Source organism: Klenkia sp. PcliD-1-E (genome assembly GCF_024124375.1).
Classification (GTDB): Bacteria; Actinomycetota; Actinomycetes; order Mycobacteriales; family Geodermatophilaceae; genus Klenkia.
Genome location: NZ_JAMXRZ010000018.1, coordinates 1 through 15,229, shown reverse-complemented (window position 1 = coordinate 15,229; position 15,229 = coordinate 1). Strand labels below are relative to the sequence as shown.

The window sequence follows — 15,229 nt, the reverse complement described above, 5'->3', positions numbered from 1 at the left end:
ACCGGCCCCCTCAGGACCCGGGCGCCTCAGGCGGCGAGCGCGACCGGGCCGCGGCGGCGGGTGCCGCCCACCAGGGCCAGCGCGGGCTCGCCGGCGGGCTGCTCGGTGGCGGGCTCGACAGGGGCCGCGGGCACCAGCGGGGTGACGGCGGGGCGACCACCGCGCAGCTCCGTGCTCACCTCGGCCAGCAGGTCGGCCAGCTCGACGTCGAGGGCGTCGCAGATGGAGGCCAGCAGCTCGGAGGAGGCCTCCTTCTGACCGCGCTCCACCTCCGACAGGTAGCCCAGGCTGACCCGGGCAGCGCCCGAGACGTCGCGCAGCGTCCGTCGCTGCTGCAGCCGGTGGCCGCGCAGGGTGGTGCCGAGCTGGGTGCGCAGCAGCGTCATCGCCGTCTCCTGTCCCGATCGGTGGTCGTGGGGCCACGGTACGCGCGGCGCCCGGTCCGCACCGGGCGGACGAGCCGCGTCCGCTCTGGGCAGAACAACGACCGGGGCGCCCCGTTCACTCCCGGGCTCAGGCGGCGGTGTCGGTGCGCCGTTCCACGGTGCCGGCCTCGCGCCCGGCGGCCCGACGGGCCGCGGCGGCCCGCATCGACCGGGCACTGGTGCGCCGCAGCCGCAGCGCACGCACCACGTAGTCGACGCCGGTGACGACGGTGAGCACCAGTGCGGCGCCCATGACCCACCAGCGGACCGAGGCCAGCAGCCCGGTCAGCGGCGCCAGGTACAGCCCGATGGCGAGGGCCTGGACGACGGTCTTCGCCTTGCCGCCCCGGCTCGCCGCGATGACCCCGTGCCGGATCACCCAGAACCGCAGCAGGGTGACCCCGAGCTCGCGGGCCAGGATCGCCAGCGTCACCCACCAGGGCAGCAGGTCCAGCGCCGAGAGCCCGATGAGGGCCGACCCGGTGAGCGCCTTGTCCGCGATCGGGTCGGCCAGCTTGCCGAACTCGGTGACCTGGTTGGTGCGCCGCGCGATCATCCCGTCGTACCGGTCGGTGATGATCGCCAGCGCGAAGAACAGGGTCGCCCACCAGCGCCGCTGCTCGTCCATGCCGCCGTCGGCCAGCAGCAGCCAGGCGAACAGCGGGACCACGGCCAGCCGCAGCACCGTCAGGGCGTTGGGCAGGTTGACCACCCGCGCCGTCTGGGGCGGGGTGGCGGCCGGGTCGGGCAGGACGTCGCTCATGCGCGGTCGGCACCGGCTCCCACGGGTACCCGGCAGTCCGCGACCAGGTCGATCCCCTCGGTGCCGGTCACCCGCGCCGGGACGACCTGCCCCGGGACGCTGCCTGCGGGGACGCCGGAGACCGTGGTGGTGCCGTCGGCGTCGGGGTCCTGGTGCTCGGCGTGCCCGGTCCAGCTGCCGCCACCGAGGTCGTCGGTGAGCAGCACCTGCACGGTGGACCCGATGCGCTCCTCGGCGCGCTGCGCGGTCAGCTCCTCGACCAGGTCGGTGATCCGGGCGACCCGGGCGTCGACCTCGTGCTGGGGCAGGTGGCCGTCCAGCCGCGCGGCCTCGGTGCCCTCCTCGTCGGAGTAGCCGAACACCCCGACGGCGTCCAGGCGGGCGGCGGTGAGGAACCGCTCGAGCTCGGCGACGTCGGCCTCGGTCTCGCCGGGGAAACCGAGGATGACGTTGGTGCGGAACCCGGCCTCGGGCGCCAGCGCGCGGGCCCGCTCGACCAGGGCGAGGAAGTCCTCGGTGCCGCCGAACCGGCGCATCCGGCGCAGCAGGGTCGGCGAGCTGTGCTGGAAGGACAGGTCGAAGTAGGGCGCGACGCCGGGGGTGGCCGCGATCGTCTCCAGCAGGCCCGGGCGGAGCTCCGCCGGCTGCAGGTAGGCCACCCGGATGCGCGCCAGGCCCTCGATGCCGGCCAGCTGCGGCAGCAGCTTCTCCAGCGTCCGCAGGTCGCCGAGGTCCTTGCCGTAGGAGGTGGAGTTCTCGCTGACCAGCACGACCTCGGTGACGCCCTGGCCGGCCAGCCACTGCGCCTCGCCGAGCACCTCGGCGACCGGCCGCGAGACGAAGGCGCCGCGGAAGGCCGGGATGGCGCAGAACGCGCAGCGCCGGTCGCAGCCGGACGCGAGCTTGAGTGAGGCGACGGGGCCGGTGGTCAGCCGGGTGCGCTTGAGCCAGTCGTGCCCGGGGATCGCCGGGGACGTCGGCGCGACGGCGGCGCGGGTGCGGTCGGCGGGGCTGATCGGCAGCAGGGTGCGCCGGTCGCGCGGGGTGTGCGGCACCAGCGGGCGGCCTGCGAGGACGTCGTCCAGGCGGTCGCCGATGGCGGCGTAGTCGTCGAAGCCGAGCACGGTGGCCTCGGGCAGCGCCCCGGCCAGCTCGGTGCCGTACCGCTCGGCCATGCAGCCCACCGCGACGACCTTCGCCCCGCCGTCCCCGGCCTCGAGGATCGCGTCGACGGAGTCCTTCTTCGCGGTCTCGATGAACCCGCAGGTGTTCACCAGCACGGCGTCGGCATCGGCGGCGTCGGCCACCAGCCGGTAGCCGTCGGCGGCCAGCCGGCCGGCCAGCTCCTCGCTGTCGACCTCGTTGCGCGCGCAGCCCAACGTCACCATCGCCACGGTGGTGGCTCCGGCGGGGATCTCGGGGAGGGGCTGCGCGGGGTGGGTCACGGCGGGTACAGCTGGCACCCGGCCATGGTAGGCGCCGACGTTCAGCCCTCGCCCCCGCGCAGCAGGTACAGCGCGCCCTCGAGCTCGTCGGGCTTGAGCAGCACGTCGCGGGCCTTGGACCCCTCGGACGGGCCGACGATGCCGCGGCTCTCCATGAGGTCCATCAGCCGGCCGGCCTTGGCGAAGCCCACGCGCAGCTTGCGCTGCAGCATCGAGGTCGACCCGAACTGGCTGGTCACCACGAGCTCGACGGCCTGCACCAGCAGCTCGAGGTCGCCGCCGATGTCCTCGTCGATCTCCTTCTGCTCACCGGCCGCGGCGGTGAAGACCTCTTCCCGGTACTCGGGCTCGGCCTGCCGCTTGGTGAACTCGACGACCGCCTCGATCTCGGCGTCGGAGACGAACGCGCCCTGCACGCGCAGCGGCTTGCCCGCGCCGATCGGCAGGAACAGGGCGTCGCCCATGCCGATCAGCTTCTCCGCGCCGGGCTGGTCGAGGATGACCCGGCTGTCGGTGAGGCTGGAGGTGGAGAACGCCAGCCGCGAGGGCACGTTGGCCTTGATCAGGCCGGTGACGACGTCGACCGAGGGCCGCTGGGTGGCCAGCACCAGGTGGATGCCGGCCGCGCGGGCCTTCTGGGTGATCCGGACGATGGACTCCTCGACGTCGCGGGCGGCGACCATCATGAGGTCGGCCAGCTCGTCGACGATCGCCAGGATGTAGGGGTAGGGCCGGTAGACCCGCTCGCTGCCGGCGGGTGCGGTGACCTCGCCGCGCTCGACCTTGCGGTTGAAGTCGTCGACGTGCCGCACACCGGTGGCCCGCATGTCCTGGTAGCGCTGCTCCATCTCCTCGACCAGCCAGGCCAGCGCGGTGGCGGCCTTCTTGGGGTCGGTGATGATCGGCGTGATCAGGTGCGGGATGCCGTCGTAGGGCGTCAGCTCGACCATCTTGGGGTCGATGAGGATCATCCGGAGCTGGTCCGGGGTGGCCCGCAGCAGCAGCGAGGTCAGCAGCGAGTTCACGCACGAGGACTTGCCGGCGCCGGTGGCGCCGGCGACGAGCAGGTGCGGCATCTTCGCCAGGTTGGCGCAGACGAAGCCGCCCTCGATGTCCTTGCCGAGGCCCACCAGCATCGGGTGCGGGTCCTGCTTGGCCGCACCCGAGCGCAGCACGTCGCCGAGGCTGACCTTCTCGCGGTCGAGGTTGGGCACCTCGATGCCGACCGCGGACTTGCCGGGGATCGGCGCCAGGATGCGGATGTTGTCGTTGGCGACCGCGTAGGCCAGGTTGCGGGTCAGCGCGGTGATCTTCTCGACCTTCACCGCGGGGCCGAGCTCGACCTCGTAGCGGGTCACCGTCGGGCCGCGGGTGAACCCGGTGACGGCGGCGTCGATGTTGAACTGCTCGAGGACGCCGGTGATCGCCTCGATGGCGATGTCGTTGGACTTCGACCGCGCCTTGGGCGGGTCGCCGGGGCGCAGGGAGTTCAGCGAGGGCAGCACGTAGTCGCCCTCGACCGGCTCGATGACCATCTGCTCGGGCTCGGTGATCGGGGGCAGGTCGGGCTCGACCCGGCGGGTGCGGTCCTCCACCACGGGCGGACGGCGCAGGGCGGTGCCCGCGGTGGGCTCCAGCGCGACCGCGTCCCCGGCACCCTCGACCGGGCCCGGGTCGATGACGCCGGTGTCGGTGGAGTCGCCGGCGGCGGTCAGGGCCTCCATGGCGGCCTGCGCGCGGCCGCGGCGGGTGGCCCGCGGCTTCGGCGGGTCGGCGTCCTCGCCCAGGTCGGGGAGGAACTCGTCGTCCTCGTCCTGGTACTCGTCGTCGTCGTACTCGTCCTCGCCGCGGCCGGTGATCCGGTCCACGAAGCCGCGCAACCGCTCGGGCACCTGGTGCACGGGGGTCGCGGTGACGACCAGGACGCCGAAGAACACCACGAGCAGGAACAGCGCCACGCCCACGCCGGTGCCGACGCCGGCCCCCACCGGGTTGCCGACCGCCCAGCCGACCAGGCCACCGCCGGCGCCCCGGTCCTCGCCGGTGGGCGAGCCGGTGACCAGGTGGGCGATGCCCAGCACCGGCAGCACGATGCAGATCCAGCCGATGATCAGCCGGCCGCGGGCCTCGGGGCGGGGACCGTGCCGCAGCAGGCGGAGCGCGGCGAGCAGCAGGACGACCGGGAGCAGGTAGGTGAGGGCGCCGAAGGCCCAGCGGAAGGCGTCCACGATGCCCGAGCCGACCGGGCCGACGTCGCCGACGTAGGCGGTCACGCCCAGCACGATGGCCAGCCCCAGGACCGCCAGGCCGACGCCGTCCCGGCGGTGCTCGGGGGCCAGCGGCTCGGCCTCGTCGGGCCGGGCGACGGAGCGGGCCAGCCCGCCGGCGCCGCGCGCCAGCAGCGACCACGTGCCACTGGCCGCCGACCAGAGGCCGGCGCCGACGGAACGGCGCTTCGGGGCCGGGCGGCGGGAGGCGGTGGTGCTCCCTCGCTTGGCCGGTGCCCGCTTGGCGGGCGCCTTCTTCCGGGCAGCGGTGGTCGCCGGACGGCTGCGCGACGAGCCGCCGGAGGCCGACCGGCGGGTCGACGTGGTCGAGCGCGCAGGCATGTCGTCGACGGTAATCGCGCGCGTGGTGCCCGTGTGGCAGGCGGGAGAGCGTGTCTGCCGCCCGGACTAGCGTCACAGGGCATGCAGACCCTGCCGTTCGGATCCTGGCCTACCCCGATCACCTCCGCGCAGGTGGTGGCCACCGCCGCCCGGCTGGGCGAGGTCGCCGTGGACGGCGAGGACGTCTGGTGGGCCGAGTCGCGGGCTTCGGAGGGCGGCCGCACCGTGCTGGTCCGCCGGTCCCCCGACGGCACGACCACCGACCTGCTCCCCGCGCCCTGGAACGCCCGCACCCGGGCGCACGAGTACGGCGGCGGGGCGTGGACCGTCGTCGACGGCACCGTGTTCCTCACCGACTTCGCCGACCAGCGGCTGTACCGGGTCGTCCCGGGAGCTGACCCCGAACCGCTGACCGCCGAGCCCGCGATCCCCTCGGGCGTGCGGTTCGCCGACCTGTCGGTGACCCCGGCCGGCCAGGTGCTGTGCGTGCGGGAGACCCACGCGGCGTCGGGGGCGGCCGCCGACGTGGTGCACGAGGTGGTCGTGGTCGGCCCCGACGGCACCACCGAGGTGCTGGTAGGCGGACCGGACTTCGTCTCCGACCCCAGCCTGGGCCCGGACGGCGCGCTCAGCTGGTTGCAGTGGCAGCACCCGGACATGCCGTGGGACGCCGCCCAGCTGGTGGTCCGGGCCGCCGACGGCGCGGAGACGGTGGTCGCCGGCGGTGACGGCGAGTCCGTCGTGCAGCCGACCTGGGCAGCCGACGGGTCCCTGCTCTTCTTCGCCGACCGCACCGGGTTCTGGTCGCTGTACCGCTGGCGGCCCGGCGGGGAGCCCGAGCTGCTGTGCGACCCGGGGACCGACATGGCCGGCCCGCAGTGGGTGTTCGGGCAGAGCCGGCTCGCCCAGCTCGCCGACGGCCGGGTGGTCGTGGCCTACGGGCGGGACGGCGGTGACCGGCTCGCCGTCCTCGAGCCCGGCGGCCCGCGGGAGCTGGACACCAGCTACGCCTCCTTCGCGCAGCTGCGTGCCCAGGGCACCGCCGTGGTGTGCGTCGCCGGCGGCCCGACGTCCAAGGCCGAGGTGGTCCGGGTCGACGTCGACGGCGGCGGGGTCGAGGTGCTGCGGCCGGCGCCCCGGGACGTCGACGAGGCGTTCTTCTCCCGGCCCGAGCACGTCGTGTTCCCCAGCACCGACCTGGACGGCGTCACGGAGGCGCACGCGCTGGTGTACTCGCCCACCAACCCCGGGTTCCGCGGGCCGGAGGGCGAGCGGCCGCCGCTGGTGGTCGTCGTGCACGGCGGGCCCACGGCGGCGGCGTCCCCGGTGCTCACCCTGGGCGTGCAGTACTGGACCTCGCGCGGGTTCGCCGTCGCCGACGTCGACTACCGGGGCTCCACCGGCTACGGCCGCGCCTACCGGGACGCCCTGCAGGGCCGGTGGGGCATCGCCGACCTCGACGACGTCGTCGCGTGCGTGCGGTACCTGTCCTCCGACGCCGCGCCGGAGCACCTGCGGGTCGACCCGGCGAGGGCGGTGATCCGCGGCGGCTCGGCCGGCGGCTACACCACCCTCGCCGCGCTGACCTTCCGGCCCGGGGCGTTCGCCGCCGGGGCCAGCCACTACGGCGTCGCGGACCTGGCGGCGCTGGCCCGGGACACCCACTCCTTCGAGTCCCGCTACCTCGACGGGCTGATCGCGCCGTGGCCGTCGGGCGAGGCGGTGTACGCCCAGCGCTCCCCCATCCACCACGTCGACGCCCTCGACACCCCGCTGGCGGTGTTCCAGGGCGCCGAGGACCGGGTGGTGCCGCCCGAGCAGGCCGAGATGATGGTCGCCGCACTGCGGGACAAGGGCGTGCCGCACGCCTACCTGCTCTTCCCCGGCGAGCAGCACGGGTTCCGCCGGTCGGAGAACATCCGGGCGTCGCTGGACGGCGAGCTGTCCTTCTACGCCCAGGTCCTGGGTTTCGACCTCCCCGCCGAGGAGGGCATCACGCCCATCGAGGTGGTCCGGTCCGCCTGACGGTGATCAGGGGACCTGGTCGTCGTACGTCCGACCACACCGACGTCGGTGCGGCTGGCCGAACGGTGACCAGGTTCCCTGATCAGTGTCCGGCGGGTCAGACCTCCAGGACGGTGGGGATGATCATCGGGCGACGGCGGTAGGTGTCCGAGACCCACTTCCCCACCGTCCGACGGACCACCTGCGCGAGCCGGTGCGCGTCGACGGGCCCCTGCTCCAGGGTGGTGCGCAGCGCCTCCTCGACCAGCGCGACCGCGGGCGCGAAGGCCTCGGCGTCGTCGGAGAACCCGCGCGAGGACAGGTGCACGGGCGCCACGACGGTGCCGGTGGCCGGCTCGACGACGACGGTGAGGGCGACGAAGCCCTCGTCGCCGAGGATGCGCCGGGCCTGCAGCGACTCCTCGCCCACGTCGCCGACGGCCAGGCCGTCGACGTAGACGTTGCCGATCGGCACCGCGCCCACCACCGTGGCGCGGCCGTCGACCAGGTCGACGACGACGCCGTCCTCGGCCAGCAGCACCTGCTCGGTCGCCAGCCCTGCCTCGGCGGCGATGGCGGCGTGGGCCCGCAGGTGCCGCCACTCACCGTGCACCGGCATCAGGTGCCGGGGCCGGGTGACCTGCAGCAGCAGCCGCAGCTCCCCGGCGGGGGCGTGCCCGGAGACGTGCACCCGGGCGGTCTCCTTGTGCACCACGGTGGCGCCGAGCCGGGCCAGGCCGTTGATGACCCGGTAGACGGCCGTCTCGTTGCCCGGCACCAGGGAGCTGGCCAGCACGACGGTGTCGCCGGGGGTGATGGTCACGTGGGCGTGGGTGCCGGCGGCCATCCGGCCCAGCGCGCTCAGCGGCTCGCCCTGCGACCCGGTGCTGACCAGCACGACCTGCTCCGGCGGCATGGCCGTCGCCTCGTCGAGGGGCACCAGCAGCCCGGGCGGGACGTGCAGCAGGCCCAGCTCCTGGGCGACGCCCATGTTGCGGACCATCGACCGGCCCACCAGGGCCACCCGCCGCCCGTGCGTGGCCGCGCAGTCCAGCACCTGCTGGATGCGGTGCACGTGGCTGGCGAAGCTGGACACGATGAGCCGCTGCTGCGCGCCGGCGAAGACGGCGTCCAGCACCGGTCCGATGGACCGCTCGCTGGTGACGAAGCCGGGCACCTCGGCGTTGGTGGAGTCGGCCAGCAGCAGGTCGATGCCGGCCGTGCCGAGCCGGGCGAACGCGCCGAGGTCGGTGAGCTTCCCGTCGAGGGGCAGCTGGTCCATCTTGAAGTCGCCGGTGTGCACCAGGGTGCCGGCCGGGGTGTGCACGGCGACGGCGAGGGCGTCGGGGATGGAGTGGTTGACGCAGACGAACTCGAGGTCGTACGGGCCTGCCCGGTGGGTGTCGCCGGCGGCCACCTCGGCGAGCTCGGGTGTGATCCGGTGCTCGCGCAGCTTGGCGGCGACCAGCGCCAGGGTGAAGCGGGACCCGACCAGCGGGATGTCGGGACGCAACCGCAGCAGGTAGGGCACGGCGCCGATGTGGTCCTCGTGCCCGTGGGTGAGGACGACGGCCTCGACGTCGTCGAGCCGGTCCTCGATGACCGAGAAGTCGGGCAGGATCAGGTCGACGCCGGGCTGCTCGGCTTCGGGGAACAGCACCCCGCAGTCGATGACCAGCAGCCGGCCGTCGAACTCCAGCACGGCCATGTTGCGGCCGATCTCGCCCAGCCCTCCCAGCGCCACCACCCGCAGCGCGCCCGCCGGGAGCGGCGGGGGCGCGGGCAGCTGGGTGGCCAGGGCGCCGGTCACCAGCTGATGCCGGCCGCGGCCAGGTCGCGGCGCAGCGCGGCGACCTCCTCCTCGGTGGCGTCCACCAGCGGCGGGCGGGTCGGCCCGGCCGGCAGACCCAGGCCGCGCAGCGCGGCCTTGACCATCATCGCGCCCTGCCCGCCGCCCATGACGCCGGCGTAGACCGGGAGCAGCGCGTCGTTGACGGCCCGGGCCCGCACCAGGTCACCGGCCTCGACGGCGGCGACGAGGTCGGCCAGCTGCGGGCCGACCAGGTGGCCGACGACGCTGACCACCCCGACGGCGCCGATCGCCAGCAGCGCCAGGTTCAGCACGTCGTCCCCGCTGTAGTAGGCGAGGTCGGTGCGGGCCAGGGTCCAGGAGACGTCGTTGAGATTCCCCTTGGCGTCCTTGACGGCGACGATCCGCGGGTTGTCCGCCAGCCGGACCAGGGTGTCGACGGCGATGGGCACCTGGGACCGCGGCGGGATGTCGTAGAGCATCACCGGCAGCTCGGTGGCGTCGGCGACGGCGCCGAAGTGGGCGAGCAGGCCGCGCTGGGTGGGCCGGTTGTAGTACGGGGTCACGACCAGCAGGCCGTGGGCGCCGGCCCGCTCGGCCGCCTGCGCCTTCTCGATGGAGTGGGCGGTGTCGTTGGTGCCGGCGCCTGCCACCACCACGGCGCGGTCGCCGACCGCGTCGAGCACGGCGCGCAGCAGCTCGACCTGCTCGGTGTCCGACACCGTCGGGGACTCCCCCGTCGTCCCGTTGACCACCAGGCCGTCGTGCCGGCCGCGGTCGACCAGGTGCGCGGCGAGCTCCTGGGCGCCCGCGAGGTCGACCGACCCGTCTGCGGTGAACGGGGTGACCATCGCGGTGAGCACCCGGCCGAAGGGGCGGGCGGGGTCGGCGGTGCGCGCGGTCATGCCCGCCAACCTACCCAGCGCCGGGACGCGCCACCGGGATCAGCCCTCACCCACCAGCGGGCTGGCGGCGACCCTCGACCCGTCGGCGAGGGTGCTGATGCGGAAGTCGCCGAACACGTTGCCGGCAACCCGCTGCAGCTCCTCCAGGCAGCGGACGGCGAGGTCGCGGATCTCGACGTCCGCGTGCTCGCTGGCCCGCATCGCCACGAAGTGCCGCCAGGCACGGTAGTTGCCGGTGACCACGATGCGGGTCTCGGTGGCGTTGGGCAGCACCGCGCGGGCGGCCTGCCGGGCCTGCTTGCGGCGCAGCGTGGCGTGGGGGACGTCGGCCAAGCGCGCCTCCAGCCCGGCGAGCAGCGCGCCGTATGCCAGCCGGGAGGTCTCCACCGCGTCGGTGAACAGCCGGTGCAGCTCGGGGTCGTCGGCGACGACGTCGGGCTCGACGAAGGCGGCGTCGCCCTCGGGGACGTAGCGCTGGGACAGCTGGCTGAACGAGAAGTGCCGGTGCCGCACCAGCTCGTGGGTGAGCGAGCGGGAGACCCCGGTGAGGTACATCGACACCGAGCCGTGCTCGAGGACCGACAGGTGGCCCACCTCGAGGATGTGCCGCAGGTAACCGGCGTTGGTGGCGGTGGCCGGGTTGGGCTTGTCCCAGGACTGGTAGCAGGCGCGGCCGGCGAACTCGGCCAGGGCCTGGCCGCCGTCGGCGTCGGTGCTCCACGGGACGTCGGACGGCGGCGTGAACTGCGACTGGGCGACGACCTGGACCGTCAGCGGCGCGATGTCGGGCACGGTCACCGAGCGTACGGCTGTCGCCGGAGCACCACCGTGGTGTTGCCATGACGCCACGGTGATGCCACAGTGGTGTCATGACATCGGACCCCTACGTCGAGGAGCTGCGCAGCCAGCTCCACCGGCGCCCCACCCGCACCCACGACCGCGACGTCGCCCGCCTGCTCTCCCCCTGGCGGCGCCGGCCCGCCGACCGCCACCGGCTGGGCTGACCCGCAGGACCACCGCATGGACCTCAGCCAGTACGTCGACGCCCTCCGCGCCCACCTGCAGGCGACGGCGGCCGCCGGCACCGAGCAGACGCAGGCCACCGCCGGGCTGCTCGCCGACACCCTCGAGCCCGCCGTGCGGCTCGCCGTCACCGACGCCCTGGCCGCCATGGCTGCCGAGGTCACCGCGGAGCTGGACGACACCGCCGTCGACGTCGTCGTCCGCGGCCGCGACCCCGAGGTCGTGGTCACCCGGTCCGCGGCCCACGCCGCGGCACCCGCCGAGCCCACGGCGCCCCCGGACGACGACGAGGCCGTGGCCCGGATCAGCCTGCGGCTGCCGGAGTCGCTGAAGGCCCGCGCGGACGCCGCGGCAGCTGCTGCCGGCGTCTCGCTCAACACCTGGCTGGTGCGCGCCGTCGCCACCGGCCTGCAGGCACCACCCCCCACCGCCCCGCGCTCGGGGCCGGGCCGCCGGATGACCGGCTGGGCCCGCAGCTGACCCGAGGAGCACGCCATGCCCGTCCGCCGCGAGACCTTCGCCGTCACCGGCCCCGCCCCCGCCGTCGAGGTGCGCAACACCGCCGGCTCGGTGCTGGTGACCGCCGTCGACGGCGCCAGCACGCTGTCGGTCGACCTGGAGGCGCTCAACAGTGCCGCCGAGGAGCTGCTCGACGAGGTCACCGTGCAGTACCTCGACGGGGCACCGGGCCGCCTGGTGGTCGCCGTCCCGCCCTCCCGACTGCTGTCCAGCCCGCGGTTCGCCGTCACCGCCACCGCGCCGGCCGGGTGCCCGCTCACCGTCGCGACGGCGTCGGCCGCGACGACCGTCCGCGGTCCCTGGGGCGACCTGGACGCCACCACCGCCAGCGGCGATCTGCGCGTGGAGGAGTGCACCGGGCTCGCCGTCCGCACCGCCAGCGGTGACCTGCAGGCGGGCACGGTGTCCGGCGACGCCGCGGTCCGGTCGGCGTCCGGGGACGTCCGGGTCGACACCGTCGCGGGGTCGACCACCGCGACCACCGCATCCGGCGACGTCGTCCTCGGCACGGTGGACGGGGACGTCGAGGTCTCCACCGCCTCCGGCGACGTCTCCGTGGGCCGGGTCGGCGACGGCGAGGTGGCGCTGCGCACCGTCTCCGGCGACGCGACCGTCGCGGTGGCCCCGGGCCTGCGGCTGTGGCTGGACCTGCAGACGGTCAGCGGTCGGCTGGACTCCCAGCTCTCCTCCGAGGACGCCGACGGGGAGGCCGGGGACGGCACCGCCGCGCTGACCGTGCGGATGCGCTCCGTGTCGGGCGACCTGCGGCTGCGCCGGGCGGGCTGATCAGCCGACCGCCGCGCTCAGCAGCGGCGCAAGGTCACCGCGGTCGGCGACCTGCACCTCGGACAGGCCGAGCCACCCGGCGAGCAGCTCGAGCTCGGCAACGAGCTCCTCGGCCACCTCGGGGTCGGGCTGCGGCGCCTCGCCGTGCGCGGCCTGCACCCGCAGGACACCGGCCTGCCGGTCGGCCTTGAGGTCGACGCGGGCGACGAGCCGGTCGCCGAGCAGGAACGGCAGCACGTAGTAGCCGTGCACGCGCTGCGCCGCGGGCGTGTAGATCTCCAGCCGGTACCGGAAGCCCCACAGCCGCTCCACCCGCGGCCGCTCCCAGACCAGCGAGTCGAACGGCGACAGCAGCGCCCGGGCGCGGGCCCACCGGGGCCGGCGGGCGGCGGGGTCGAGCCAGGCGGGGCGGTCCCAGCCCTCGACCTCCACGGGCAGCAGCTCACCGGCCTCGGCCAGTTCGGCGACGGCGGTGCGGGCGTCGGCGACGGGCAGCCGGAAGTAGTCGCGCAGGTCGGTCTCGGTGGCCACGCCCAGGGCCCGGGAGGCGGTGCGCACCAGCTCCCGCACCGCGTCGGGCCGGGGCGGGGTCGGGGTGGCGAGCACCGCGGCGGGCAGCACGCGCTCGGTGAGGTCGTAGACCCGCTCGAACCCGGCGGTGCGGGACCGGGCGGTGAGCGCACCGACGTAGAACAGGTACTCCAGGGCGGCCTTGCCCGGGTGCCAGTTCCACATCTGCCCGGGCGTGCTGGGCCGCTGCTCGCCGAGTTCGGAGGCCTTGAGCGGCCCGCCGTCGCGGACCCGGTCGAGGAGGTCGGCGACGTACTCGGGGCGTTCCCGCTGCACGCGCAGCATGGAACCCCAGGCGTGCTGCTCGGCCGCCGCCATCCGCCACCGGAGGAACGGGTGCAGCCGGACCGGCAGGTAGGACGCCTCGTGCGCCCAGTACTCGAACACGTCGTGCCGCGGGTGGTGCAGCCGGTCGAGGTCGGCGTGTCGGTAGCCGCCCAGCCGGCTGAACGCGGGCAGGTAGTGCGACCGGGACAGCACGTTCACAGAGTCGATCTGGACGACCGCCAACCGGTCGACGAGGCCGCGCAGCTGGCGCGTCCCCGCGGCAGCGGCCGGCCGCCCGTCGGCCAGGCCCTGGGCGGCCAGGGCGATGCGACGGGCGAGCGGGGCCGCGAGGCGGTCGACCGGGGGCAGGCGGTGCACGTCCGCGATCCTGCACCGCAGCACCGACAACCCGCCTAGGGTGCTGCGGGTGGAGCCACGGTGCAGCTGACCGGTCGGGCGGAGTCCTCGGTACGGCCGGCCGTCCCGGCCGACGCCGCCGACATCGCACGGGTCCAGGGCATCGCCTGGCGCACGGCCTACCGGTCGGTGCTGCCGGCCGCGGTGCTCGACGACTGGGACGACGCAGCGGTCACCGCCGGGTGGGAGGCGTCGCTGACCAGCCCGCCGACCCCGGCGCACGGCGTGCTCGTGGCGCTGGACGGCGGGACGGCGGTGGGGTTCATGGCGCACGGGCCGGCGGAGGTGACCCCCGAGGAACCCGCCTCGCCCGACGGCCCGTCGACCGAGGTGACCGCCCTGCTGGTGGAGCCGCGGTGGGGCCGGCGCGGGCACGGCAGCAGGCTGGTGGCCGCGGCGGTCGACCTGCTGGCGCCGACCGGGGTGCGCCGGCTGCAGATGTGGGTGCCCCGGGAGGACCCGGTCACCTCGCGTTTCCTGGAGTCCGCGGGCTGGGCACCCGACGGCTGGTCCCGGATGCTGGACGCGGGGACCACCACCATCCACGAGCACCGGTGGCACGTGCTGCTGGGCGACGACGAAGGGCTGGGATGAGCTTCACCGGCTTCCCCGACGAGGGCCTGGTCTTCTACGAGGGCCTCGAGGCGGACAACAGCAAGTCGTACTGGACCGAGCACAAGGCCGCCTACGACACGCACGTCCGCGCGCCGATGCAGGCGCTGGTCGACGAGCTCGTGCCGGAGTTCGGGCCGGCCAAGCTGTTCCGGCCCTACCGTGACGTGCGGTTCGCCAAGGACAAGACGCCGTACAAGACGCACCAGGGGGCCGTGCTGCACCCGGAGGGGGCGGGCGTGGGGGCCTGGTACGTCGAGATCTCCGCCGACGGGTTGCGGGTGGCCGGTGGTAGCTGGCGCCTGCAGCCCGACCAGGTCGAGCGCTACCGACGAGCCGTGGACGACGACGTCCAGGGGCCGCGGCTGCAGGCCGTCGCCGACGACCTGACCGCCGCGGGGATCGACCTGGACGGCCACCGGCTCACCCGAACACCGCGGGGCTACGACGCAGACCACCCGCGCGCCGACCTGCTGCGGCATCGCAGCATCCACGGCGGTCGGCAGTGGACGCCGGAGGACTGGATGGACAGCCGCGAGGTCGTCGACCGGGTGCGCTCGACGTGGCGGGCGCTCGTGCCGTTGAACCAGTGGCTGGCCGACAACGTCGGCGCGACGACCGCGCCGCCGGACCGCCGCCGATGACCATTCCGGCGGAATGCTCATCGAACGCACAGAACGGGGTCACAGCGGTTGCTGTGACCCCGTTCTGGGAATGGTGTCCGGCGGTGTCCTACTCTCCCACCCGGTCCCCCGGGCAGTACCATCGGCGCTGAGAGGCTTAGCTTCCGGGTTCGGAATGAGACCGGGCGTTTCCCTCTCGCCATGACCGCCGTAACGCTGTGAAAGTTGACCGGACCCCAACACGGTCACCCCGGATTGTCCCGGATTGGTGTTGGGGGGTGTTCGGTTCTTTCAGAACCGCACAGTGGACGCGAGACACGACTTGATGGTGCTTGGGCGTGTGTTGGGTAAGTCAAGTCCTCGGCCTATTAGTACCGGTCAGCTCCACACATTGCTGTGCTTCCACTTCCGGCCTATCAACCCGCTGGTCTGGGCGGGGGCCTTACCCCAC

14 protein-coding genes and 2 rRNA genes are annotated in these 15,229 nt (G+C 74.6%); 6 read left to right on the top strand and 10 right to left on the bottom strand.

What is annotated here, in order from left to right:
* Positions 1-26: 26 nt before the first annotated feature.
* The 4 genes from NH342_RS05605 to NH342_RS05590 all read right to left on the bottom strand — a co-directional run bounded on the left by NH342_RS05605 (position 27) and on the right by NH342_RS05590 (position 5,242).
* Positions 27-386: a helix-turn-helix domain-containing protein gene (locus NH342_RS05605; RefSeq protein WP_253012446.1), complete on the bottom strand. Its 360-nt coding sequence runs from the start codon at positions 384-386 to the stop codon at positions 27-29.
* 127 nt (positions 387-513) lie between these two features.
* On the bottom strand, positions 514-1,188 hold the full coding sequence (pgsA, locus tag NH342_RS05600) for a CDP-diacylglycerol--glycerol-3-phosphate 3-phosphatidyltransferase (RefSeq protein WP_253012443.1): 675 nt from the start codon (positions 1,186-1,188) through the stop codon (positions 514-516).
* Positions 1,185-2,651, bottom strand: a complete 1,467-nt coding sequence (rimO, locus tag NH342_RS05595; RefSeq protein WP_253012439.1) for a 30S ribosomal protein S12 methylthiotransferase RimO — start codon at positions 2,649-2,651, stop codon at positions 1,185-1,187. Before rimO ends, pgsA begins: the two co-directional genes overlap by 4 nt.
* A gap of 23 nt (positions 2,652-2,674) precedes the next feature.
* Positions 2,675-5,242, bottom strand: a complete 2,568-nt coding sequence (locus tag NH342_RS05590; RefSeq protein ID WP_253012436.1) for a DNA translocase FtsK — start codon at positions 5,240-5,242, stop codon at positions 2,675-2,677.
* 81 nt (positions 5,243-5,323) lie between these two features.
* Between NH342_RS05590 and NH342_RS05585 the strand changes: the two genes are divergently transcribed.
* Positions 5,324-7,267, top strand: a complete 1,944-nt coding sequence (locus NH342_RS05585) for a S9 family peptidase (protein WP_253012434.1) — start codon at positions 5,324-5,326, stop codon at positions 7,265-7,267.
* A 97-nt stretch (positions 7,268-7,364) separates the two neighbouring features.
* On the opposite strand, the gene NH342_RS05580 is transcribed toward NH342_RS05585, so the two are convergent.
* The 3 genes from NH342_RS05580 to thyX are packed head-to-tail and all read right to left on the bottom strand — an operon-like array spanning position 7,365 to position 10,753.
* Positions 7,365-9,056 carry a ribonuclease J gene (locus tag NH342_RS05580; protein ID WP_308200615.1) on the bottom strand — a complete coding sequence of 564 codons (1,692 nt, stop codon included), beginning with the start codon at positions 9,054-9,056 and terminating at the stop codon, positions 7,365-7,367.
* Positions 9,053-9,961 carry a 4-hydroxy-tetrahydrodipicolinate synthase gene (gene dapA, locus NH342_RS05575; RefSeq protein WP_253012431.1) on the bottom strand — a complete coding sequence of 303 codons (909 nt, stop codon included), beginning with the start codon at positions 9,959-9,961 and terminating at the stop codon, positions 9,053-9,055. The genes NH342_RS05580 and dapA overlap by 4 nt, the downstream gene beginning before the upstream one ends.
* A 39-nt stretch (positions 9,962-10,000) precedes the next feature.
* Positions 10,001-10,753, bottom strand: coding sequence for an FAD-dependent thymidylate synthase (gene thyX, locus NH342_RS05570; protein ID WP_253012427.1), 753 nt, complete (start codon positions 10,751-10,753; stop codon positions 10,001-10,003).
* A gap of 77 nt (positions 10,754-10,830) precedes the next feature.
* Between thyX and NH342_RS23255 the strand changes: the two genes are divergently transcribed.
* From NH342_RS23255 to NH342_RS05560, 3 genes are read left to right on the top strand one after another with little or no spacing between them, the layout of a single operon-like run.
* Positions 10,831-10,965: a hypothetical protein gene (locus NH342_RS23255; RefSeq protein WP_256479520.1), complete on the top strand. Its 135-nt coding sequence runs from the start codon at positions 10,831-10,833 to the stop codon at positions 10,963-10,965.
* A gap of 16 nt (positions 10,966-10,981) precedes the next feature.
* Entirely contained in the window at positions 10,982-11,464 is a 483-nt protein-coding gene (locus NH342_RS05565; protein ID WP_253012423.1) for a toxin-antitoxin system HicB family antitoxin, read from the top strand.
* 15 nt (positions 11,465-11,479) lie between these two features.
* On the top strand, positions 11,480-12,289 hold the full coding sequence (locus NH342_RS05560) for a DUF4097 family beta strand repeat-containing protein (protein WP_253012420.1): 810 nt from the start codon (positions 11,480-11,482) through the stop codon (positions 12,287-12,289).
* Here the strand turns inward: NH342_RS05560 and NH342_RS05555 are convergent, their stop codons facing one another.
* The gene (locus NH342_RS05555) at positions 12,290-13,504 is read right to left on the bottom strand and encodes a winged helix-turn-helix domain-containing protein (protein ID WP_253012417.1); all 1,215 of its coding nucleotides are present in this window, start codon (positions 13,502-13,504) and stop codon (positions 12,290-12,292) included.
* Between the two features lie 60 nt (positions 13,505-13,564).
* Here NH342_RS05555 and NH342_RS05550 point away from each other — a divergent pair, with 60 nt between their 5' ends.
* A complete protein-coding gene (locus NH342_RS05550; RefSeq protein WP_253012413.1) occupies positions 13,565-14,137 on the top strand; it encodes a GNAT family N-acetyltransferase in 573 nt (190 codons plus the stop codon).
* Complete coding sequence (locus NH342_RS05545) at positions 14,134-14,799, top strand: DUF2461 domain-containing protein (RefSeq protein ID WP_253012410.1); 666 nt, start codon at positions 14,134-14,136, stop codon at positions 14,797-14,799. The genes NH342_RS05550 and NH342_RS05545 overlap by 4 nt, the downstream gene beginning before the upstream one ends.
* A gap of 75 nt (positions 14,800-14,874) precedes the next feature.
* Here NH342_RS05545 and rrf read toward each other — a convergent pair.
* Both rrf and NH342_RS05535 read right to left on the bottom strand, forming a co-directional pair.
* Positions 14,875-14,991, bottom strand: a 5S ribosomal RNA gene (rrf, locus tag NH342_RS05540).
* A 135-nt stretch (positions 14,992-15,126) separates the two neighbouring features.
* A 23S ribosomal RNA gene (locus NH342_RS05535) occupies positions 15,127-15,229 on the bottom strand; the annotation flags it as partial.